The following is a 22410-nucleotide window of genomic DNA, read 5'->3' as shown; positions in this document are numbered from 1 at the left end:
CATCGGCGCGCCGCGCGGGGATCGCGTCGTCAATCCCGGGCGACGCGGCGACCGCGCAGCCGCGACTTCTTGCATATCCATCCGGATGAAGAGATATACTCGGCGCACCACCCGCTGCGTTGCGCCCATGACCGCCATCAGCTTCGAGTTCTATCCGCCCAAGACCGACGAGCAGCGCGCGCAGCTCGACCGCACCGCCGCGCGGCTGAAGGCCTACGCGCCGGAGTACGTGTCCTGCACCTTCGGCGCCGGCGGCTCGACCCTGAGCTACACCTCCGAGACCGTGCGCCACCTCAAGCAGCACCACCGTTTCGAGGCCGCGCCGCATCTGTCCTGCGTGGGCGGCAGCCGCGAAGAAATCCGCGAGCTGCTCAAGCTGTACCGCGCCATCGGCTGCCGCCGCCTGGTCGCGCTGCGTGGCGACCTGCCGTCGGGCATGGGCCACCCGGGCGACCTGCGCTATGCCGCCGACCTGATCGCCTTCATCCGCGCCGAGCACGGCGACGCCTTCCACCTGGAAGTGGGCGCGTATCCGGAAACGCATCCGCAGGCCAACGATGCGCTCAGCGACCTGCGCCACTTCAAGGCCAAGGTCGATGCCGGCGCCGATGCCGCCATCACCCAGTACTTCTACAACGCCGACGCCTACTTCCACTTCGTCGACGCGGTGCGCAAGCTCGGCGTGCAGATCCCGATCGTGCCCGGCATCATGCCGATCTCCAACTTCAGCCAGCTGCGGCGTTTCTCCGAGCAGTGCGGCGCGGAAATCCCGCGCTGGATCGGCAAGCGCATGCAGGCCTACGGCGACGATGCCGAGGCCATCCGCGAGTTCGGCGCCGACGTGGTCGCCACCTTGTGCCAACGCCTGGTCGACGGCGGCGCGCCCGGGCTGCATTTCTACACGCTCAACCTGGCCAAGCCCACCACCAGCGTCCTGGCACGTCTGCCCTCAGCCGTCGGCTGAGTGTCGCGGCCGCTGTGCGGCCGCTCGGGATTGGGGATTCGGGATTGGGGATTCGCCAAAGCCAGGCCGCGCGCCGCTGTTGCCAATCCCGAATCCCCAATCCCAGCGCTCGTGAGGGCATTCGCTCCGCGGTCACGCCGGCTGCGGCTACCCTGCGGCGATGCGCCTGCTCCCGCCGATGCTGCTGCTCTTGTGCCTGTGGGGCCTCGCCACGCCCGCCACCGCGCAACGGGTGAACCGTTGCACCGGGCCCGACGGCACCACCGTGTTCAGCGATCGCCGCTGCGAGGACGTCGGCGCGATCGATCGCCTGCCGCCACCGGCCGCACCTGGCAACGTCGGCGGCAACGCCCGCGGCCTGGCACCGCCGCAGTGCGTGCGCCGGCTCAGCGTGCTGGCGCAGCAGATCCGCAGCGCGGTCGAGACTCGCGACGTCAATCGACTATCGGCACTGTACTGGTGGAACGGCGTTTCCGACGACGGCGCGCAACGCATCTTCGACCGGCTGGAGGCGATCGTGCGCCGCCCCCTTGTCGCAATCGTACCGGTGTTGCCGGACACCAGCGGAACCAACGCTCCCGCAGCCGGCACGGCGTCGACAGCCGCGTCCGCGACAACGGCTACGTCGGCCGTGGCGGAGGCCGACGGTGGCGAGGCGCCATCGCGTCCGCACCCGACCGGCCTGCGTCTGCAGCAGACCCTCGCCAGCAGCATCACCCCCGCCTCCACCGTGCTGGACCTGCGCCGGCAGTACGACTGCTTCTGGATCAGTTTCTGAAGGGCCGGGATTCGGGATTCGAGATTGGGGAATCGCAACAGCGGCTCCCTGTGCGCGCACCGCATCATCTGTAGGAGCGGCTTCAGCCGCGACGCAGTGGAGCCAGGATTCGAGGATGCGGATTGGGGAAATCGCAACAGCGGCTCCTATGCGCACACCGCATCATCTGTAGGAGCGGCTTCAGCCGCGATCGGGCCTTCTCGAGGATGCCGGGTCGCGGCTGAAGCCGCTCCTACGATCGGGCATGCGCCCTGGCGGCGCTCACGCCACATCGGCCGCCAGCGGCCACAGCCCGCGGATCGCGGCGATGCCCTGGCCGCCATGACGGCGCGCCTCGGCGACTTGCGTCGACGCCAGGCCGCCGATCGGGTAGATCGGCAGGGCGACCTGCTCGCGCAGACGCTCGAACGCCTCCCAGCCCAGCGGCGCGGCGCCAGGATGGCTGGCGGTGGGGGCCAGCGGCCCGACCACCGCGAAATCGCAGCCGATGCGCTGCGCTGTCTGCAATTCCTCAACGGTATGACAGGACGCCGCCACGGCCTGCCCGTCAGGCAACGGGCGCGCCTGCCACTGCGGCAGCTGCTCGGCGCCCAGGTGCACGCCCACGCCCAGTTCCTGCGCCAGCGCCACGTCGCGGTTGAGCAGCACCTGCGCGCCACGCGTCGCGCACAGCGCGGCGGCCGCCCGCGCCAGCGGCGGCCATTGCTCGGCCGGCAGGCTGCGCGCACGCAGCTGCACGCGGCGCACGCCGGCGTCCAGCGCGCGCTCCAGCGCCGCCAACCAGGGGCCCGGCTCGGCCGGTTCCGGCGTCACCAGGTAGCAGGCGGGCTGGCGCAGCATCGCCACCACCGGCTGGTCCGCCGGCGGCATCGCGTAGCGGCCCAGCTTGTCGGCGCTCACCCAGGTCAGCGCCTGGCCCTCGCGGCCACGCGGCGTGCCCTTCCACGCCGCCACCTGGCGCACTTCCAGGCGCAGCCGCTTGTCCGGGTAGCGCTGCGGCACTTCCATCAGCCACTCGCCGACGACGGCCTCGATGCCCAGTTCCTCCTGCAACTCGCGCACCAGCGCCTGCTCCGAGGTCTCGCCGGGCTCGCGCTTGCCGCCAGGGAATTCCCACAGGCCGGCGAGGTCGCGACCCTCGGTGCGGCGGGTCAGCAGGATACGGCCGCGCGCATCGGTGATGACGCCGGCGACGACATGAATGGATCTGAGCGGTTCGGACATGGCGCAAGCTTGCCGTTTCCGGCAGCGCCAGCGCAATCAACCAGGGTCACATTGGCGCCGATCGGCTGTGGAGAGCGGCGACGCCCACGCAGCCAGGCAGTCCCAGGCGATGGCCTCTTTGGCGGCGCGCCACTGATGGCAGATGCCTACCGCACCAACGCCAGAGCGTCATCGAAGATGGCCTTGAGCGGTCGCTGCTCCACCTGCAACGCTGCCCGGCGCGCAGAGAGCTGCGGCGGCGCGCGCGGTGATTGCCACACTTCCACCACCGCCGCACCCTCAGGCGCCCAGGCCGTGGCCGATCCGCCACAGCACGCCGCCGGGATCGTGCAGGGTGAAGTCGCGCATGCCCCAGGGACGGTCCTCGGGCTCGCCCAGGCGCGCGCCGTAACGGCCGACCAGGTCGGCCGCTTGCAGCCGCCGCCACCAGGCATCGGCGTCGTCCACCCACAGATGCAGCACGAGGTTGTGCGCCAGGCCCGCGTGGTAGAAATCCTGCAGAAGGAACGCGCAGCGGTCGCCATGGCGGAAGCAGATCAGGCCGTCGCCGAGCGGCTCGGGCGCGAAGCCCATGTCCGCATAGAACTGCGCCGACAGCGCGAGATCCTGCGCCGGCACGAAGACCTTGAGTTCCAGGCTGGGCGAAGGCTCCACGGCAGGCCTACAGAGGCAATGGCGACATCGGCCAGCCTACGCGCCGCACGCACGATACGTCACGTCGGCAAGCGCATCGCCCCAAGCCCTTCCCAAAAACAGAATGCCCCGCGCAAGGCGGGGCTATTCGCAAACACGTGATCGATCCAGCACCTGCATCCGTCGCTTCCTCCTTCCCCGAAGGGAGTGCACCAGCCGGCATGGGGATGTGATGGCCGGCGCGCCGGCACCCACAGCGTGCGACGCCGAATGCGGGGCCGCCGCGCGATTGCGCAGCGGTCCGCGCAACGCCAGGCTCAGCTCAGCTGGCCGTGGCAGTGCTTGTACTTCTTGCCGCTGCCGCAGGGGCACGGATCGTTACGGCCGACCTTCGGCGCTTCGCGGGTCACCTGCGCCACGGTCGGCGCGCCCGCCTCGCCGCGCTGCACCTGCTCGGCTTCCTCGTCGGCGCCGTAACCGCCGGCGTCCTGGTGCTGGAACTGGGCCTGGCGCAACTGCGCCTCCACCTGCTGGCGCTCCTGCGCCTCCAGCGCGGCCACTTCCTCCTCGCTGCGGATGCGCACCCGCGCCAGCAGGGTGACCACTTCGCGCTTGGCGTGCTCCAGCATCTCCGAGAACAGTTCGAAGGCTTCCTTCTTGTATTCCTGCTTGGGCTGCTTCTGCGCGTAGCCGCGCAGGTGGATGCCCTGGCGCAGGTAGTCCATGCGCGCCAGATGCTCCTTCCAGCTCTGGTCGAGCACGGTGAGCATCACGTGCTTCTCCAGCGCGCGCATGGTCTCGCCGCCGATCGCAGATTCCTTCTCGCGGAAATGGCGGTCCACTTCCTCGCGTACCTTCTCGACGATGCCGTCCGCGTCCAGTTCCTCGTGGCGCTTGACCAGGTCGGTGATCGACAGCGACAGGCCGAGTTCGCTGGCCAACGTGGCTTCCAGGCCCGGCAGGTCCCACTGGTCGTCCACCGAGTTCGGCGGCACGAAGCGCGAGACGATGTCGTAGATCACGTCGTCGCGGATGCCGTCGACGTTCTCCTTGACCGACTCGGCGTCCAGCAGTTCGTCGCGCTGGGCGTAGATCACCTTGCGCTGGTCGTTGTTGACGTCGTCGAAGTCGAGCAGGTTCTTGCGGATGTCGAAGTTGTGCGCCTCGACCTTGCGCTGCGCCTTCTCGATCTGCCGGCTGACCAGCTTGTCCTCGATGACGTCGTCTTCCTTCATGCCCATCATGCGCATCGCCTTCTGCACCCAATCGGAGGCGAAGATGCGCATCAGGTTGTCTTCCAGCGACAGGTAGAACCGCGAGGAACCCGGGTCGCCCTGGCGGCCGGAACGGCCGCGCAGCTGGTTGTCGATACGCCGCGACTCGTGGCGCTCGGTGCCGATGATGTGCAGGCCGCCGGCGGCCTTGACCGCGTCGTGGCGCTCCTGCCAGGCCGCCTTCAGGCGCGCGCGCGTCTCCTCGTCCGGCTCCTCGCCCAGCGCATGCAGTTCGGCTTCCAGCGAGCCGCCGAGCACGATGTCGGTGCCGCGGCCGGCCATGTTGGTGGCGATGGTCACCGCGCCCGGCTGGCCGGCGTTGGCGACGATCTGCGCTTCGCGCTCGTGCTGCTTGGCGTTGAGCACCTCGTGCTTCACGCCCGCCTTGCGCAGGTGCTCGGACAGCATCTCCGAGGTCTCGATCGAGGTGGTACCGACCAGCACCGGCTGGCCGCGCTTGGCGCAGTCCTCGATGTCGGCCAGCACCGCGTTGAACTTGCCCTGGCGGTTGAGGAACACCTGGTCCGGCCAGTCCTTGCGGATGGTCGGGCGGTTGGTCGGGATCACCACCACTTCCAGGCCGTAGATGCTCTGGAACTCGTAGGCTTCGGTATCGGCCGTACCGGTCATGCCGGACAGCTTCTTGTACATGCGGAACAGGTTCTGGAAGGTGATGCTGGCCAGCGTCTGGTTCTCGCGCTGCACCGGCACGCCTTCCTTCGCTTCCACCGCCTGGTGCAGGCCGTCGGACCAGCGGCGGCCCGGCAGGGTGCGGCCGGTGAACTCGTCGACGATCACCACCTCGCCGTCGCGCACGATGTAGTCGACGTCGCGCTGGTAGATCGCATGCGCACGCAGCGCCGCGTTGAGGTGGTGGACCACGCTCAGGTTCTGCGCGCCGTACAGGCGGTCTTCCTCGTCGGTGAGGATGCCGGCGGCGCGCAGCAGTTCTTCGGCGTGCTCCATGCCCGCTTCGGACAGGTGCACCTGCTTGCCCTTCTCGTCGACCCAGAAGTCGCCCTCGCCCTCTTCGGACTCCTGCTTGACCAGCTGCGGCACGATGCGGTTGACGCGGATGTACAGCTCCGGCGATTCGTCGGCCGGGCCGGAGATGATCAGCGGGGTGCGCGCTTCGTCGATCAGGATCGAGTCGACTTCGTCGACGATGGCGTAGTTGAGGCCGCGCTGGAAGCGGTCGGCCTTGGACAGCGCCATGTTGTCGCGCAGGTAGTCGAAGCCGAATTCGTTGTTGGTGCCGTAGGTGATGTCGGCGGCGTAGGCGGCGTGCTTGTCGCTGTGCGGCATGCCCGGGTACACCACGCCCACGCTCAGGCCCAGCCAGTTGTACAGCTTGCCCATCTGCGCGGCGTCGCGGCGCGCCAGGTAGTCGTTGACGGTGACCACGTGCACGCCCTTGTCTTCCAGCGCGTTGAGGTACACCGGCAGCGTCGCGACCAGGGTCTTGCCCTCGCCGGTGCGCATTTCCGCGATCTTGCCCAGGTGCAGGACCATGCCGCCGATCAACTGCACGTCGTAGTGGCGCATGCCCAGCACGCGTCGGCTGGCCTCGCGGCACACCGCGAACGCTTCCGGCAGCACCTTGTCCAGGGTCTCGCCGCCGGCGATGCGCCCACGCAGTTCCGGGGTCTTGGCCTGCAGCTGCTCGTCGGAGAGCTGCTCCATCTCCGGCTCCAGCGCATTGATCTTGGCGACGATACGGTGGAGCTGGCGCAGTTGGCGCTCGTTGCGGCTACCGAAAACGCGAGTAAGCAGACTGTTGATCATTGAAGGAACCGGTTGGAAAGGAACGCCTCGACGGCCCGATCCCCAAGGAATCGACGGGCCGCAAACGAAACAGGGCGCGAGGCGCCCTGTCGATGGCAAAGCACATTGTAGCTTGGGGCGGCGCCCGGCGATTCAAGCGCCGGCACGCCAGCCCCCGCGCGGCTCAGCCACGGCCGCGGCGGCCCACCGGAATGGCGCCATCGCCGAGGAACTTGGCCGGGTTCACCACCACCCCATCCTTCCAGACCTCGAAATGCACGTGGGCGCCGGTGGAACGGCCGGTGGAACCGGCCTTGGCCACTTCCTGGCCGACCCGCACCAGGTCGCCGACCTTCACCGACAGCCGCGAATTGTGCGCGTAGCGGGTGACATAGCCGTTGCCGTGGTCGACTTCGACCACATTGCCGTAGCCGCCGCGCACGCCGGAGTAGCTGACCACGCCGTCGGCCACCGCCAGCACCGGGTCGCCGACGTTGGCGTGGAAGTCGATGCCCTTGTGGTTGCCGGTGCCGCGGCCGAACGGATCGGCGCGGCCGCCAAAGGCCGAGGTGATGTAGCTGTTGCGGATCGGCATCCGCGAGGGCACCGCGTTCTGGTCCAGCTGGTGGTCGAACAGCAGCGATTCCAGCACCGACAGCTGCTGGCCGGAGGTGGCGAACTGCTGCTGCAGCCCGTCCAGTTCCTTGCCGAGCTGCTGCGCGGGCATGTCGTGGCTGGGTTCGTCGTCGCCGCCACCGACGCCGACCGGCTGGTCGAAATCGAACTCGCCGTCCTGCAGCTTGCCCATGCGGGTCAGGCGATCGCCGAGCGCGTTGAGCCGGGTCGCCTGCGCCTGCAGTTCGCCCAGCCGCGCCGCCAGGGCGTTGACCTGGGTCTGCGCGTCGCGGCGCACCTGCGCCAGCTCCTGGTCCTGCCGCTCGAGCTTGGCGCGCAGTTGCGCCGAACCACCCCATCCGGCTGCGGCGCTGACGCCGATGCCGAGTACCATGCCGAGGCCGAGCACCGCACCGAGCGCGGCGAGGGGGCGACGATCGGCGAATTCGCGCAATCGCCACGGCAACGTCTTGACCCCCTTTTCACTGGAACGGATTACGATCTTCTTGAACGTCATATGAGTTTTCATGTCTAAGCGAAAGTCCGGCGAAGGCCATACCGCCACGCCGCAGCCGGCGCTGGACGCCGCACTGGCTGACAAGGCGGGCGACCCGTTGCGCCGCGCCCTGTGGCTCGACGCGCTGGACCGGCAGTTACGCCCCCATTTGCCGCCGAACCTGGCGCCCCGTTGCCGGTTGGCCAATGTGAACGGCGAACAGCTCGTTTTTCTCGTTGAGTCTCCGGTCTGGCACGCCCGGGTCAGGCTGGCCGAGGCCGACATCCTTGCTGCGGCCCGTTCCCTCGGGCTGAAAGCCACCAAAGTGACCGTCAAGACTGCGACTGCGCCCGCGCATTCCCCAATGCATCAGGCAAGAAGCACGCCAGCTCCGGTTTCTGCGGCCACGCACAAGGGACTGCGCGAGGCCCTGGCTTCCCTGCAGGACGTCGTCTCCGCGACGCCTGATGCGACCACGGGCTCCGACCGTGGCCGTCGACGTACGTAGACACGCACGCCGCGACCGACGCATCCTAGCGGGCGTCGGGCGCGAGGTCGTTACCGATTCGTTAAATCGGCGTTAAGGGGAGAAGAAGGAACGGCCGATTGCCGATTCCGTGATACCCACCCGGCCGTCACCGGGTTGAACGGTTCAGGCGTAAGCCGCCGCCCCGTAAGCCACCGGCGCCTGCTGGGCGGCGGATTCGAAGCTGACCCACTCCCACGCTGCCTGTTCGGCGAGCAGCGCGCGGACCAGCTTGTTGTTCAGCGCATGGCCGGACTTGTAGCCCTCGTAGGCGCCGAGGATGGCACCGCCGGCGAGGTACAGATCGCCGATCGCATCGAGGATCTTGTGGCGCACGAACTCGTCGGCGTAGCGCAGGCCGTCGTCGTTGAGCACGCGGAACTCGTCGAGCACGATGGCGTTGTCCATCGAACCGCCGAGGCCGAGATTGCGCTCGCGCATGTACTCCAGGTCGCGCATGAAGCCGAAGGTGCGCGCGCGGGAGATTTCCTTGATGTAGGCCATCGTCGAGAACTCGATCTCCTGGCGCGACTGCTTGGCCGGGATCATCGGGTGGTCGAACTGGATGGTGAAACCGAGCTTGTAGCCGCCGTCGTAGGGCACGAAACGGGCGATCTTGTCGCCGTCGCGCACTTCCACTTCGCGCTTGATGCGGATGAAGCGCTTGGCCTTGTCCTGCTCGACGATGCCCGCCGACTGCAGCAGGAACACGAACGGACCGGCCGAGCCGTCCATGATCGGCAGTTCGGCCGAGGACAGTTCGACGATGGCGTTGTCCACGCCGAGGCCGGCCATCGCCGACATCAGGTGCTCCACCGTCTGGATCTTGGCCTGGCCGCGGCTCAGGCCGGTGCACAGCGTGGTCTCGGTGACCAGCTCGGCATCGGCCGGCACGTCCACCGCCGGATCCAGGTCCACGCGTCGGAACACGATGCCGTGGTCGGCCGGTGCGGGGCGCAGGGTCATGTAGACCTTGTCGCCGCTGTGCAGGCCCACGCCGGTGGCGCGGATCGTGTTCTTGAGGGTGCGTTGCTGGGTCATGGCAGACAGTCTGGGAACGTCTGTTCGCACGGGAACTGAACAGACAACGAGAATATCACGCGTTTAGCTAAATTTTAACAAAGCGGTCACAGCATCCCATCGGTGCAACGCTGGCCCGTGCCGGCGTCGCGGTCGCAAAAACCTGCCGGGTCGCGGGGACCCGGCAGCAAGGGACACGGCGCGCCGGCCAGGGAGGCGCTCCTGGACGGCGGTGTTGCGGGCCGGCGCGAACGCCGGCCGATGACGCATCGACCTCAGTCGGCCTGACGGCGCAGGGCGGGCCGCTTGCTTGCGACGCACTGCGTCGCGAGCGGCCCCGCGCCCGGCCACGGATGGCCGGGCAGGCCCATCCGCAAGCCGGACGGCTGCGCCAGGGACGGCATCAGTCGGCCTGACGGCGCAGGAACGCCGGGATGTCCAGGTAGTCGCTCGGCAGGTCGGCCGCGGCCGGTGCCGGGGCGGACGCCGCGGCGCTCATCGACTCGCCGCTCGGACGACGCAGGCCGAGGCCCATCGCACCGCCGACCGCCTTGGACACGGCGTCGCCGCCATGCTCGAAGTCGCCGAACTCCGGCTGGCCGGTGGTGGCGTTGCGCACCAGCTTGATCGGCGCGCGCTGTTCCGGGCGCTGCGACTGGCGCGACACCGCACGGTTCAGGCCGGTGGCGACCACGGTCACGCGCACTTCGTCCTGCATGTCCGGATCCAGCACGGTGCCGACCACCACGGTGGCGTCCTCGGAGGAGAAGCCTTCGATGGTGCGGCCGATCTCGTCGAACTCGGCCATGGTGAAGTCCGGGCCGGCGGTGATGTTGACCAGGATGCCGTTGGCGCCGGCCAGGTTGACGTCGTCCAGCAGCGGGTTCTGGATCGCCGCTTCGGCGGCGGCCTGCGCGCGGTCGTCGCCGCGGGCCGAGCCGGTGCCCATCATCGCCAGGCCCATTTCCGACATCACGGTGCGCACGTCGGCGAAGTCGACGTTGATCAGGCCCGGACGCACGATCAGGTCGGCGATGCCCTGCACCGCGCCCTGCAGCACGTCGTTGGCGGCGCGGAATGCCTGGATCATGGTGGCGTTGCGGCCGAGCACGGTGATCAGCTTTTCATTCGGGATGGTGATCAGCGAGTCGCAGTGCTGGCTCAGTTCCTCGATGCCCTTCAGCGCCACCTGCATGCGGCGGCGGCCTTCGAACGGGAACGGCTTGGTGACCACGGCCACGGTCAGGATGCCCATTTCCTTGGCCAGCTGCGCCACCACCGGCGCGGCGCCGGTGCCGGTGCCGCCGCCCATGCCGGCGGTGATGAACACCATGTCCGCGCCCTGCAGCGCGTCCATGATGCGCTCGCGGTCTTCCAGCGCGGCCTGGCGGCCGACTTCCGGGTTCGCGCCCGCGCCCAGGCCCTTGGTGACGTTGGTGCCGAGCTGCAGCTGCAGCTTGGCGCCGCAGTTCTTGATCGCCTGCGAGTCGGTGTTGGCGGTGATGAACTCCACGCCGTCCACGCTGCTGCTGACCATGTGCGCGACCGCGTTGCCGCCGCCGCCGCCCACGCCGACCACCTTGATCACTGCATTGGGTGCCATCTTTTCAATCAGTTCGAAATGCGCCATGTCCGTTTCCTCTTTGAGCCGGGATTCGGGAGTGGGGATTGGGGATTCGGAGAACTCCGATCCTTTTTCCCGCCTCTCCGTCCGGCGAGTGTTGTTGTTTGGATGCCGGGATTCGGGAGTCGGGAGTGGGGATTCGCAAAAGCGACTCTCCAGTTCCGTGCCCTGCTCCGCGGCGGAATTACTGCAAAAAACGATCGCCTGCCTACCTACCGCTCTCCACTCTCTCTCTACCTACCGCTGTTGCTCCCACCAATCCCAAATCCCGAATCCCGAATCCCAGCCCCATCAGAACTCGCCGCGATACCAGTTCTTCAATTTCTTGAACAAGCTGCCGGCGCGGCCGGTCGGCAGCGACGGGCGGCGCGGGTGTTCGATCTGGCTGCCCATCAGCAGCAGGCCCACGCCGGTGGCGTGGACCGGGTTGCCGACGACTTCGCCCAGGCCGGTGACGTGCTGGGGAATGCCCACGCGCACCGGCATCTGCACCATTTCCTCGGCCAGTTCGACCACGCCTTCCATCTTCGAGGCGCCGCCGGTCAGCACCATGCCGGCGCGCACCAGTTCCTCGAAGCCGGAGCGGCGCAGTTCCGCCTGCACCATCTCGAAGATCTCCTCGTAGCGGCCCTGCACCGCCTGCGCCAGCGAATGGCGCGGCATGCGCCGCGGCGGACGGTCGCCGACGCTGGGCACCTGGATGCTTTCCTCGGCGGTGGCCAGCTGCGCCAGCGCGCAGGCGTAGCGCACCTTGATCTGCTCGGCTTCCGGGGTCGGCGTGCGCAGCATGTGCGCGATGTCGTTGGTGACGTGGTCGCCGGCGATCGGCAGCGAGGCGGTGTGGCAGATCGCGCCCTGTACGAACACCGCCAGGTCGGTGGTGCCGGCGCCCATGTCCACCAGCACCACGCCCAGTTCGCGCTCGTCGGCGGTCAGCACCGCCACCGAGGACGCCAGCGAGGACAGGATCAGGTCGTCCACCTGCAGGCCGCAGCGCTGCACGCACTTGCTGATGTTGGCCGCGGCCGACTGCGCGCACACCACCAGGTGCGCATGCACCTCCAGGCGCACGCCGGTCATGCCGACCGGGTTGCGGATGCCTTCCTGCGAATCGTCCAGCACGTACTCGCGCGGGATCGCGTGGAGGATGCGCTGGTCGGCCGGGATCGCCACCGCCTTGGCCGCTTCCAGCACGCGGTCCAGGTCGTTCCAGGTCACCTCGCCGTCGCGGATCGGCACGATGCCCGGCGAGTTCTTGCACTGCACATGGTTGCCGGAGATCGACGCGTACACCGAGCGGATCTCGCAGCCGGCCATCAGCTCGGCTTCCTCGATCGCGCGCTGGATCGACTGCACGGTGGATTCGATGTCCACCACCACGCCGCGCTTGAGCCCGCGCGATTCGTGCGAACCGATGCCGATCACCTCGATCGGGTTGCCGGGCGAGTATTCGCCGACCAGCGCGACGACCTTGGAGGTGCCGATGTCCAGTCCAACGATGAGGGATTTGTCGCCTTTGCGGTTCATGTCTTGGAGCCGGGAATAGTGAATCGGGAATGGGGAAGGGAGAAGAGCGGGCTCTCGCGATGGGATGGAGGGTCGGCCAGTGCCGCGTGCCGCGCGGGCTGGGCCGGCGCCGCGGGCTTCTTCTCCTTGCCCGGCTCCTTGCTCGGCTCTTTGCTCTCGGGTACCCATGCCACGGTGAATCCGTTGGTGTAGCGAAGATCGGCGCGCGCCAGCGGCGGCTGGCCCGGCTGCAGCAATTGCGGCAGCACCCGGGCGAAGCGCTCCAGGCGCGCGCGCGCGTCGTCGCGGCCGACCACCACCTGCACGCCGTTGCCCAGCGCCAGCGACCAGCTGCCGCGCGCGTCCAGGGCCACGCCCTGCACCGGCAAGCCGACCGGCGCGAACAGCGCGCGCGAGCTGTTGTACAGCGCGACCACGTCGGCGGCCTTGGCGTCCGGGCCGGCCAGGTGCGGCAGGGCCACGTCGCGCAGTTCGTTGGGCAGGGCGAAGATGCGGCCCTGCTCGGACAGCATCCGGTCCGCACCCCAGCGCGCGAACGGGCGGTGCTCGACGACGCGCACTTCCAGCACGTCCGGCCAGCGCTTGCGAACCCGCGCGCTCTCCACCCACGGCAGGCGCTCGATCGCGTCCTGCGCATCCTGCAGGCGCACCGCGAAGAAGCCGCGGCGCGCGTACGGCAGCACCACCTGGCGCAACTGCTCGGCGGACACGCGCTTGAAGTCGCCACTGACCTGCAGCCGGCTCAGCGGCCAGCGCTCGGCCCCGACCCAGCCGTTGAGCACGGCCACGATCGGCAGCGCGACCAGGGCCAGCGCCAGCAGCCAGGCGAGGATGCGCAGGGAGGCGTTCATTGGCGCACCTTCCGGTGCGCGGGATTGGGGATTGGGGATTGGGGATTGGCGCAACGCGCGCAGCGGAACCCGCCGGCGGCGCGAAGCGCCGACGCTGCGAATCCCGACTCCCGAATCCCCAATCCCCGCTTCACAGCGTCTGCTCCAGGATGCGCCAGCACAGGCCGGCGAAATCCACGCCGAGCTGCGCCGCGGCCTTGGGCACCAGCGAGTGGCTGGTCATGCCCGGGGCGGTGTTGACCTCGATCAGCTGCAGGCCGCGCACGCGGTCGCGCATCACGTCGACGCGGCCCCAGCCGCTGCAACCGGCGGCGGTGAAGGCCTGCAGGGCGAGCTGGCGGATCTGGGTCTCGTCCTCACCCTCCATGCCCGGGCACAGGTACTGGGTGTCCTCGGCGATGTACTTGGCGTGGTAGTCGTACCAGTCGCCCGCGGGGACGATGCGGATCGACGGCAGCGCGACGTCGCCGAGGATGCCGACGGTGTATTCCTCGCCCTGCACCATCTGCTCCATCAGCAGCTCGCCGCGGTAGTCGGCGGCGAAGGCACGCACCGGCGCCAGGTCGGCCTCGGACAGCACGCGGAACACGCCGACGCTGGAGCCTTCGCAGGCGGGCTTGACGAACAGCGGGTAGCCCAGCGCGGCGGCGGCCGCAGCCAGGTCGGCCTGGGCGTCGATGCGGGCGAAGCCCGGGGTCGGCAGGCCGGCGGCGATCCACACCTGCTTGGTGCGGATCTTGTCCAGGGTCAGCGCGCTGCCGAGCACGTCGGGGCCGGTGAACGGCACCTGCAGCGCGCGCAGCAGGCCCTGCAGCACGCCGTTCTCGCCGTCGCCGCCGTGCAGGATGTTGAACACGCGGTCGACCGCACCGGCGCGGATGCGCTCGAGCAAGGCGGGAATGCCGTCCACCGGCTGCGCGTCGACGCCGCGGCTGCGCAGCGCCTCGAGCACGTTGGCGCCGGAGTTCAGCGACACCTCTCGCTCGCTGGAGCTGCCGCCCAGCAGCACGGCGACGCGGCCGAACGCGGCCGGATCGGTGACGCGCGGCGGCGGCACGGTCTGCGCGCTCATGCGTCGGCTCCGCCAGCGAAGCCGTGCTGGGCGATGTGCTGGGCCACGTAGCCGATGTCGCCCGCGCCCATCATCAGCAACAGGTCGCCGTCCTGCAGGACGTCCGGCAGCACGCTGTCGAGTTCGCCGACCTGGCCGACCACCACCGGTTCGCTGCGGCCGCGCGCGCGGATCGCGCGCGCCAGCGAGCGTGCATCTGCCCCGGGGATCGGCGCCTCGCCGGCCGGGTAGACCTCGCTGAGCACCAGGGCGTCCACTTCCGACAGCACCGCGGCGAAGGCGTCGAACTGGTCGCGGGTGCGGCTGTAGCGATGCGGTTGGAACGCGACCACCAGGCGCTTGTCCGGCCAGCCGCCGCGGGCGGCGGCGAACACCGCGGCCAGCTCGCGCGGATGGTGGCCGTAGTCGTCGACCACGCGCACGCGCGCGCCGCCGGCGGTGGTCACTTCGCCCAGGTCGTTGAAGCGGCGGCCGATGCCGGCGAAGCTCTGCAGCGCGCTGGCGATCGCCTCTGGGGCCACGCCGAGCTGCCAGCCGATGGCGGCGGCGGCGAGCGCGTTGAGCACGTTGTGGCGGCCCGGCAGTGCCAGGGTCACCGGGATGCTGCTGCCTTCCGGCAGGCGCAGGGTGAAGCGCATGCGCGGGCCGTCCTGGACCACATCCTCGGCGCGCACGTCGGCGTTCTCGCTGAGCCCGTAGCTCATCACGTGGCGCGGCGTCTTCGCCGCCAGCGCGGCCACCTCCGGATCGTCGATGCACAGCACCGCCAGACCGTAGAACGGCAGGCGCTGCAGGAACTCGGCGAACGCAGCCTGGACCCGGGCGAAGTCGTTGCCGTAGTTCTCCAGGTGATCGGCATCGATGTTGGTGATGACCGAGATCAGCGGGTTCAGGCGCAGGAAGCTGCCGTCGCTCTCGTCGGCCTCGGCCACCAGCCACTGGCCGCCGCCAAGCTTGGCGTTGGCGCCGGCGGCGAGCAGCTGGCCGCCGATCACGAAGGTCGGGTCCAGCCCGCCTTCGCTGAGCACCGCCGCGGCCAGGCTGGTGGTGGTGGTCTTGCCGTGGGTGCCGGCCACCGCGATGCCGCGGCGGAAGCGCATCAGTTCGGCCAGCATCGCCGCGCGCGGCATGATCGGAATGCGCTGGCTGCGCGCCTCCATCAGTTCCGGGTTGTCCTCGCGGATCGCGCTGGACACCACCACGCAGTCGGTGCCGAGCACGTTGGCCGCCGAATGCCCGCGCATCACCCGCGCGCCGAGCTTGACCAGGCGCCGGGTGGCGGCGTTGTCGGCGTTGTCCGAACCGGAGACCTCATAGCCCAGGGTCAGCATGACCTCGGCGATGCCGCTCATGCCGGTGCCGCCGATGCCGACGAAGTGCACGCGCGGGAACGCGCGGACGAGATCGCCGGTGTCGTGGAGACGGCGGATCATTGGGCACCTCCGGTGGAGGTGCCGGGATTGGGCATTCGGGATTGGGGATTCGTGTCGCTGGCGGCCGGTTGCCGCAGCGCTGCACGTTGTACGGGTGTCTGCATGGTGTCCTGCTTGTGCTCCTGCTTCTTGCCAATCCCCAATCCCGAATCCCGACTCCCGGCTTCTTCGAGCACGATGTCCGCGATGCGCTCGGCCGCATCCGGCTTGGCCAGCTGGCGTGCGGCCTCGGCCATGGCCAGGCGTTGTGCGGGTTGTGCCAGCAGGTCGCGCAGCACGCGCTGCAGGTGGCCGGCCAGGGCGTCGTCCTGCTTCAGCAGCACGGCGGCGCCGCGCTCGACCAGGTATTCGGCGTTGCGGGTCTGGTGGTCGTCGACGGCGGCGGCGAACGGCACCAGCACGCTGCCGATGCCGACCGCGCACAGTTCGGCCAGGGTCGAGGCGCCGGCGCGGCATACCACCAGGTCGGCCCAGGCGTAGGCGGCGGCCATGTCGCCGATGAAGGCTTCGACGCTGGCGGCGACGCCGGCATCGGCATAGGCGCGCGCGGCTTCCTCGCGCAGCGCTTCGCCGCACTGGTGGCGCACCTCGACGGCCGCGCCGAGCGCGGCCAGCGCCTGCGGCAGCGCCTGGTTGAGCACGCGGGCGCCCTGGCTGCCGCCCAGCACCAGCAGCCGCGGCGCGCCGTGGCGCGCGGCCATGCGCTGCGCCGGCGGCGCCAGTGCGGCGATCTCGGCGCGCACCGGGTTGCCCACCGCTTCCTCGCGCGTGGCGAAGCTGCCGGGGAAGCCGGTCAGCACGCGCCGTGCGACCCGCGCCAGCACCTTGTTGGTCAGGCCCGGCGCGCGATTCTGTTCGTGCACCAGCAGCGGCAGCTTGAGCAGGCGCGCGGCCAGGCCGCCGGGGCCGGCCGCGAAGCCGCCGAAGCTGATCACTGCGCGCGGCGCACGCCGGCGCAGTACGAAGCCGGCGGCGCGCACCGCGCGCATCACCCGCACCGGCGCGCCGAACAGGGCCAGCGCACCCTTGCCGCGCAGTCCGCCGATCTCGATGGTGTCCAGCTCGATGCCGTGTTCCGGCACCAGCCGCGTTTCCATGCGCCCGGCCGCGCCCAGCCACACCACCGGCACGCCGCGCGCGCGCAGCACCTTGGCCACGGCCAGCGCGGGGAAGATGTGCCCGCCGGTACCGCCGGCGAGGATCATCACCGGTGCCGTGGAAGCAGAAGCAGAGACGGACGCCGAGGCGCTCATCCGAGCCTCCCGAAGGTGGGTTCGACGCGCGGCTGCATGCGGCTGGTGCCGCGCCCCGGGGCGCCGCCCTGGATCGCCGCGGCGACCGCGCTGGCGCTGGCCTCGCGCGCGGCGTGCAGGTCCTCGGCGTTGTCCACGGTCTGCTTGACCGGCATCGCCGCGTCGCTGCGCACCAGCGCCACCTGGCGCTCGGCGCGGTTGAGTTCGTAGGACACGCGCAGCAGCAGGCCCATCGCCACGCAGGTCATCAGCACGCTGGAACCGCCGGCGGAGATCAGCGGCAGGGTCAGGCCCTTGGTCGGCAGGATGCCCAGGTTGACGCCGACCGAGACGAAGCTCTGCAGGCTGATCCACAGGCCGATGCCGAAGGCGATGTAGCCGGAGAAGTGGCGCTTCATTTCCACGCAGCGCATGCCCAGCCAGAACGCGCGGCCGACCAGCAGCGCGTACAGGGAGATGATCAGGCACACGCCGACGAAACCCAGTTCCTCGGCGATGACCGAGAAGATGAAGTCGGTATGCGCTTCCGGCAGGTAGTTGAGCTTCTGCACCGAGCCGCCCAGGCCGACCCCGAACAGTTCGCCGCGGCCCACCGCCATCAGCGCGTTGGACAGCTGGTAGCCGGAGCCGAGCTGGTCGGCCCACGGATCGAGGAAGGAGGTGATGCGGCGTAGGCGATACGGCTCGAGGATCGCGATGAAGGCGAATACCGGCAGGCCGATCACGATCGGCATCGACATGCGCGGCAGGTTCACCCCGCCGAGCACCAGCATGCCGGCGGTGATCGCCAGCAACAGCGTGGAGGAACCGAAGTCCGGCTGCAGCAGCAGCAGGCCGACCAGCGCCACCGCCACGCCCAGCGGCTTGAGCATCGCCGGCCAGGTGGCGTTGACCTCGTCGCGGAAGCGCACCAAGTAGCTGGACAGCCACACGATGTACAGCACCTTCACTGCTTCCACGGTCTGGAAGCGCGAGATGCCCAGGTTGATCCAGCGCCGTGCGCCGTTGACGGTGCTGCCCAGGCCCGGCACGAACACCACCAGCAGCAGGCCGAAGCAGGCCAGCAGCAGCAACTGGTTGTACTGCTCGATGTTCTTCAGCTCGGTGCGCATCGCCCAGATCGCCAGGCCGACACCGCCGGCCAGGAACAGCAGGTGGCGGCTCAGGTAGTAGAACGGGCTGGTGGTCAGCTCGATCGAGCTGGAACCGACCATGACCACGCCCAGCGACGCCAGCGCCACCGCGGCGCCGAGCAGCCACGGGTCGTAGCGGCCACCGATGGCCTCCAGGCGGGTCGCTTGGCGGGCGGGGTCGTTCATCAGCGCACCTTCAACGTGGCTAGGCCGACCAGCACCAGCACCACCGAAATGATCCAGAAGCGCACGATCACCCGCGGCTCCGGCCAGCCCTTCAGTTCGAAGTGGTGGTGGATCGGCGCCATGCGGAACACGCGCTTGCCGGTGAGCTTGAACGAGGCGACCTGGATCATCACCGACAGGGTCTCGATGACAAACACGCCGCCCATGATCACCAGCACCAGTTCCTGGCGCACGATCACCGCGATGGTGCCAAGCACCGCGCCCAGCGCCAGCGCGCCGATGTCGCCCATGAACACCATCGCCGGGTAGGTGTTGAACCACAGGAAGCCCAGGCCCGCGCCGGCGATCGCCGCGCAGATGATGATCAGTTCACCGGCGCCGGGAATGGTCGGGATCTTCAGGTAAGCGGAGAACACCGCGTTGCCCGAGGCATAGGCGAACACGCCCAGCGCGCAGGCCACCAGCACCGTCGGCATGATCGCCAGGCCGTCCAGGCCGTCGGTCAGGTTGACCGCGTTGGAGAAGCCGACGATCCAGAAGTAGGCGATGGCCACGAAGCTGATCCCGGCCAGCGGCAGCGCGATCGACTTGAACATCGGGATGTAGAAGGTGATCGCCGCCGGTACGTCGGCGGTGTAGTACAGGAACAGGCCCGCAGCCAGGCCGAAGATCGACTGCAGCAGATACTTCCAGCGCGACTTCAGCCCGTTCGGGTCGCGGCGCACGATCTTGATCCAGTCGTCGTACCAGCCGATCACGCCGAAGGCCAGCATCACCGCCAGCACCAGCCACACGTAGCGGTTGCGCAGGTCGCCCCACAGCAGCACCGACAGCAGCACGGTGAGCAGGATCAGCGAGCCGCCCATGGTCGGGGTGCCGGCCTTGGAGAAATGGGTCTGCGGGCCGTCCTGACGGATCGGCTGACCACCCTTGAACTGCGCCAACTTGCGGATCACCGCCGGGCCCAGCCACAGCGACAGGAACAGCGAGGTCAGCGCCGCGAGGATGCCGCGGAAGGTCAGATAGCCGAACAGCCCGAACATGCTTTCGAGCTGCTGCAGCCAGCGGGCGAGTTCAAGCAGCATGCGGCGCCTCCTGTGCCTGGTTCAGCAGCGCACGCACCACGGTGTCCATGGCGCTGCCGCGCGAGCCCTTGACGAGGAGCGTGGCCGGGGCCGGCTGGAGCGCGCCAACGGACGGCGCGCCGGTGTTCTCATGCATCTGCTTCACTTCCTGCTCTTGATTCTGCGTGTGCCGCGTCGCGGCCACGGCCGCCAGATCGCGCTGCAACGCCTCGACCAGCGCCGCGTGGCTGTCGAACACCCGGCCGTTCTCGCCGAACGCCTGCGCGGCGTGGGCGCTGAGCGGGCCGAGCGCATACAGCCGGGTCAGCCCGGCATCGCGCGCGCGGCGCCCGCCGCTGGCGTGCAGCGCCTCGGCGCCGGCGCCGAGTTCGCGCATGTCGCCCAGCACCAGCCAGCGCTCGCCGCCGGCCGCGGCCAGGGCGTCGATCGCCGCGGCCAGCGAGCCGGGGTTGGCGTTGTAGCTGTCGTCGATCAGCACCGCGCCGTTGGGCAGCGTGTGGGTGATCTGCCGGCCCGGCACCGGCTGCACCTGCGCCAGGCCGGCGGCGATGCGCGCCGGCGCCACGTCCAGTGCCAGCGCCAGCGCGGCGGCGGCCAGCGCGTTCTGCAGGTTGTGCCGGCCCGGCAGCGGCAGCGTCGCCTCGACGTCGCCGCGCGGGGTGGTCAGCACGAACTGGGTGCGGTCGGCGGCCATGCGCACCTGCGCGGCACCGACCTCGGCGCCCGGCTGCAGGCCGAAGCGCAGCACCTGCGGCCGCGCCTCGCCGGTCGGCAGGCGCTGCTCGAACCACAGGCCGAAGGCGTCGTCGGCATTGATCACCGCGGTGCCGTCGGCCGGCAGCGCGGTGTAGATCGCGCCCTTGGTCTGCGCCACGCCGAGCAGGCTGACCATGCGCTCCAGGTGCGCGGCGGCGATGTTGTTGACCAGCGACACCTGCGGCGGCGCGATGTCGGTGAGATAGGCGATGTCGCCCGGCTTGCCGGCGCCCATCTCGTAGATCGCGTAGTCGGCGTCGTCCGGCGCCTCGATCACCGCCAGCGGCAGGCCGATCTCGTTGTTGCGGTTGCCGGGATTGGCGTAGACGCTGCCGCCGTCGATGCGGCAGGCATGCTGCAGGATCGCCAGCAGCAGCGCCTTGACGCTGGTCTTGCCGTTGCTGCCGGTGATCGCGGCCACGCGGGTGGCACGGCCACGCTGCATGCCGGCGGCGATCCGCGCCAGCGCCAGCTCGGTGTCGGCGGCGACGATCTGCGGCAGTTCGATCTGCGGCTGCACGCGCTCCACCAGCAGCGCGCTGGCGCCGCGCGCGGCGGCGTCGGCGACGAAGGCGTGGCCGTCGAAACGCTCGCCGCGCAGCGCCACGTACAGGCTGCCGGCGGCCAGGCTGCGGGTGTCGTGGCTGATCGCATCGATCGCCACGTCGTCGCCATGCAGCTCGGCGCCGGCCCAGTGCGCGATCATCGACAACGGCAGGCGCTTCATCGGGCCGCCTCCGCCGCATGCGCGCGCAGGGCCTGCGCGGCGACCTCGGTGTCGTCGAACGGATGGCGCACGCCGGCGATCTCCTGGTACGGCTCGTGGCCCTTGCCGGCGATCAGCACGATGTCCTCGGCGCCGGCGTCGGCGACCGCCATGGCGATCGCCTGCGCGCGGTCGCGCTGCACCTGCACCGCCTGCATGCCGTCGAAGCCGGCCAGGATGTCGGCGACGATGCGGTCGCCGTCCTCGCCGCGCGGGTTGTCGTCGGTGACCACCACGCGCTCGGCCAGGCGCTGCGCGATCGCCGCCATCTGCGGGCGCTTGCCGGTGTCGCGCTCGCCGCCGCAGCCGAACACGCAGGTGATGCGGCCCTGCGCGTGCGCGCGCAGGCTCTGCAGCGCCTGTTCCAGCGCGTCGGGGGTGTGTGCGTAGTCGACCACCACCAGCGGCTGCGCGCCGTTGCCGCCGAGGCGATTCATGCGCCCGCGGATCGGCTGCAGCTGCGCCAGGGTGGCGGCGATGCGCACCGGCGCCACGTCCAGCGCGTGCAGCGCGCCGGCCACGGCCAGCAGGTTGTCGACGTTGAAACGGCCCAGCAACGGCGACTGCAGCGGATGCCGCTCCTCGCCGATCGCCAGGGTGAAGCCGATGCCGCGCGCGTCCAGGCGCAGCGCCTCGGCGCGCACGTCGGCGCCGTCCTGGCCGCGCGAGCTGACCGCGATACGGCGCAGCGCCGGATCCAGCGTGCCCAGCAGCTCGCGGCCGAACGCATCGTCCAGGTTGACCACCGCCGACTTCAGCCCCGGCGTGGCGAACAGGCGCGCCTTGGCCGCGCCGTAGCTCGCCATGTCGCCGTGGTAGTCGAGATGGTCGCGGGTGAGATTGGTGAACACCGCCACGTCGAAATGCACCGCGTCCACGCGGCCCTGGTCGAGTGCGTGCGAGCTGACTTCCATCGCCACCGCCTGCGCGCCGGCGTCGCGCAACTGCGCCAGCAGCGCGTGCAGCGGCAGCACCAGCGGCGTGGTGAAGCCGGTCGGCTGCACCTGCCCGTACAGGCCGGCGCCGAGCGTGCCGATGCTGCCGCTGCGCGTGCCCAGCAGGTGCCAGGCCTGCGCCAGCAGTTGCACGGTGGAGGTCTTGCCGTTGGTGCCGGTGACCCCGACCATGGTCATGGTCTGCGACGGATGGCCGTGGAACTGGTCGGCCATCGCGCCCATGCGCGCGCGCAGGCCCGGCACCGCGATCGCATCGGCCGGCGCCGGCAGCTCGGCCGGGGCCGGCGGGTCGTACAGCACCGCGACCGCGCCGTTGGCGCGCGCCTGCTCGACGAAGCCCAGGCCGTGCGCGCCGAACCCGGCGATCGCCACGAAGGCATCGCCCGGGCGCACCGCACGGCTGTCCATGACCAGCCCGGACACCTGCACGTCGTGCGGCAGCGCCACACCCGGCAGCAGTTGCGACAGCGACAT

18 protein-coding genes are annotated in these 22410 nt (G+C 69.9%); 3 read left to right on the top strand and 15 right to left on the bottom strand.

Annotated elements, in window-relative coordinates; all coding sequences use genetic code 11:
• The first annotated feature begins 127 nt into the window (after window positions 1–127).
• Window positions 128–964, top strand: a complete 837-nt coding sequence (gene metF / locus PIQ37_RS08180; RefSeq protein WP_342073074.1) for a methylenetetrahydrofolate reductase [NAD(P)H] — start codon at window positions 128–130, stop codon at window positions 962–964.
• Window positions 965–1124: 160 nt separating this feature from the next.
• Window positions 1125–1742, top strand: a complete 618-nt coding sequence (locus PIQ37_RS08175; protein ID WP_407136603.1) for a DUF4124 domain-containing protein — start codon at window positions 1125–1127, stop codon at window positions 1740–1742.
• A 261-nt stretch (window positions 1743–2003) separates the two neighbouring features.
• Here the strand turns inward: PIQ37_RS08175 and PIQ37_RS08170 are convergent, their stop codons facing one another.
• From PIQ37_RS08170 to PIQ37_RS08155, 4 genes are all read right to left on the bottom strand, one after another.
• Window positions 2004–2966 carry a Nudix family hydrolase gene (locus PIQ37_RS08170; protein WP_342073072.1) on the bottom strand — a complete coding sequence of 321 codons (963 nt, stop codon included), beginning with the start codon at window positions 2964–2966 and terminating at the stop codon, window positions 2004–2006.
• Window positions 2967–3245: 279 nt separating this feature from the next.
• Entirely contained in the window at window positions 3246–3620 is a 375-nt protein-coding gene (locus PIQ37_RS08165) for a VOC family protein (protein WP_342073071.1), read from the bottom strand.
• Between the two features lie 296 nt (window positions 3621–3916).
• Complete coding sequence (gene secA, locus PIQ37_RS08160; protein ID WP_342073070.1) at window positions 3917–6658, bottom strand: preprotein translocase subunit SecA; 2742 nt, start codon at window positions 6656–6658, stop codon at window positions 3917–3919.
• A 163-nt stretch (window positions 6659–6821) separates the two neighbouring features.
• On the bottom strand, window positions 6822–7769 hold the full coding sequence (locus tag PIQ37_RS08155; protein WP_160957445.1) for a peptidoglycan DD-metalloendopeptidase family protein: 948 nt from the start codon (window positions 7767–7769) through the stop codon (window positions 6822–6824).
• 10 nt (window positions 7770–7779) lie between these two features.
• On the opposite strand from PIQ37_RS08155, the gene PIQ37_RS08150 reads away from it, so the two are divergent.
• Window positions 7780–8256 (top strand): DUF721 domain-containing protein, encoded by a 477-nt coding sequence (locus PIQ37_RS08150; protein WP_148827893.1) that lies wholly within the window; start codon window positions 7780–7782, stop codon window positions 8254–8256.
• A 144-nt stretch (window positions 8257–8400) separates the two neighbouring features.
• Here PIQ37_RS08150 and lpxC read toward each other — a convergent pair whose 3' ends face one another.
• The 11 genes from lpxC to PIQ37_RS08095 form a co-directional block, all read right to left on the bottom strand.
• On the bottom strand, window positions 8401–9315 hold the full coding sequence (gene lpxC / locus PIQ37_RS08145; RefSeq protein WP_010340119.1) for a UDP-3-O-acyl-N-acetylglucosamine deacetylase: 915 nt from the start codon (window positions 9313–9315) through the stop codon (window positions 8401–8403).
• A gap of 382 nt (window positions 9316–9697) precedes the next feature.
• Window positions 9698–10924: a cell division protein FtsZ gene (gene ftsZ, locus PIQ37_RS08140; RefSeq protein WP_342073069.1), complete on the bottom strand. Its 1227-nt coding sequence runs from the start codon at window positions 10922–10924 to the stop codon at window positions 9698–9700.
• A 285-nt stretch (window positions 10925–11209) separates the two neighbouring features.
• A complete protein-coding gene (gene ftsA, locus PIQ37_RS08135; protein WP_010340121.1) occupies window positions 11210–12445 on the bottom strand; it encodes a cell division protein FtsA in 1236 nt (411 codons plus the stop codon).
• Entirely contained in the window at window positions 12442–13296 is an 855-nt protein-coding gene (locus PIQ37_RS08130) for a cell division protein FtsQ/DivIB (protein WP_342073068.1), read from the bottom strand. Before PIQ37_RS08130 ends, ftsA begins: the two co-directional genes overlap by 4 nt.
• A 130-nt stretch (window positions 13297–13426) precedes the next feature.
• Complete coding sequence (locus tag PIQ37_RS08125) at window positions 13427–14368, bottom strand: D-alanine--D-alanine ligase (protein WP_342073067.1); 942 nt, start codon at window positions 14366–14368, stop codon at window positions 13427–13429.
• Complete coding sequence (gene murC / locus PIQ37_RS08120) at window positions 14365–15801, bottom strand: UDP-N-acetylmuramate--L-alanine ligase (protein WP_010340124.1); 1437 nt, start codon at window positions 15799–15801, stop codon at window positions 14365–14367. The genes PIQ37_RS08125 and murC overlap by 4 nt, the downstream gene beginning before the upstream one ends.
• Complete coding sequence (gene murG, locus PIQ37_RS08115; protein WP_342073066.1) at window positions 15798–17054, bottom strand: undecaprenyldiphospho-muramoylpentapeptide beta-N-acetylglucosaminyltransferase; 1257 nt, start codon at window positions 17052–17054, stop codon at window positions 15798–15800. Before murG ends, murC begins: the two co-directional genes overlap by 4 nt.
• Window positions 17051–18373 (bottom strand): putative lipid II flippase FtsW, encoded by a 1323-nt coding sequence (ftsW, locus tag PIQ37_RS08110; protein WP_043093180.1) that lies wholly within the window; start codon window positions 18371–18373, stop codon window positions 17051–17053. The genes murG and ftsW overlap by 4 nt, the downstream gene beginning before the upstream one ends.
• Window positions 18373–19458, bottom strand: a complete 1086-nt coding sequence (gene mraY, locus PIQ37_RS08105; protein ID WP_010344435.1) for a phospho-N-acetylmuramoyl-pentapeptide-transferase — start codon at window positions 19456–19458, stop codon at window positions 18373–18375. Before mraY ends, ftsW begins: the two co-directional genes overlap by 1 nt.
• Window positions 19448–20941, bottom strand: a complete 1494-nt coding sequence (locus PIQ37_RS08100) for a UDP-N-acetylmuramoyl-tripeptide--D-alanyl-D-alanine ligase (protein ID WP_342073065.1) — start codon at window positions 20939–20941, stop codon at window positions 19448–19450. Before PIQ37_RS08100 ends, mraY begins: the two co-directional genes overlap by 11 nt.
• Window positions 20938–22410 carry a UDP-N-acetylmuramoyl-L-alanyl-D-glutamate--2,6-diaminopimelate ligase gene (locus tag PIQ37_RS08095; RefSeq protein WP_407136606.1) on the bottom strand — a complete coding sequence of 491 codons (1473 nt, stop codon included), beginning with the start codon at window positions 22408–22410 and terminating at the stop codon, window positions 20938–20940. The genes PIQ37_RS08100 and PIQ37_RS08095 overlap by 4 nt, the downstream gene beginning before the upstream one ends.

Source organism: Xanthomonas protegens, from assembly GCF_038442435.1.
Classification (GTDB): domain Bacteria; phylum Pseudomonadota; class Gammaproteobacteria; order Xanthomonadales; family Xanthomonadaceae; genus Xanthomonas_A; species Xanthomonas_A sontii.
This window is presented reverse-complemented; position numbering and strand designations above follow the sequence as displayed.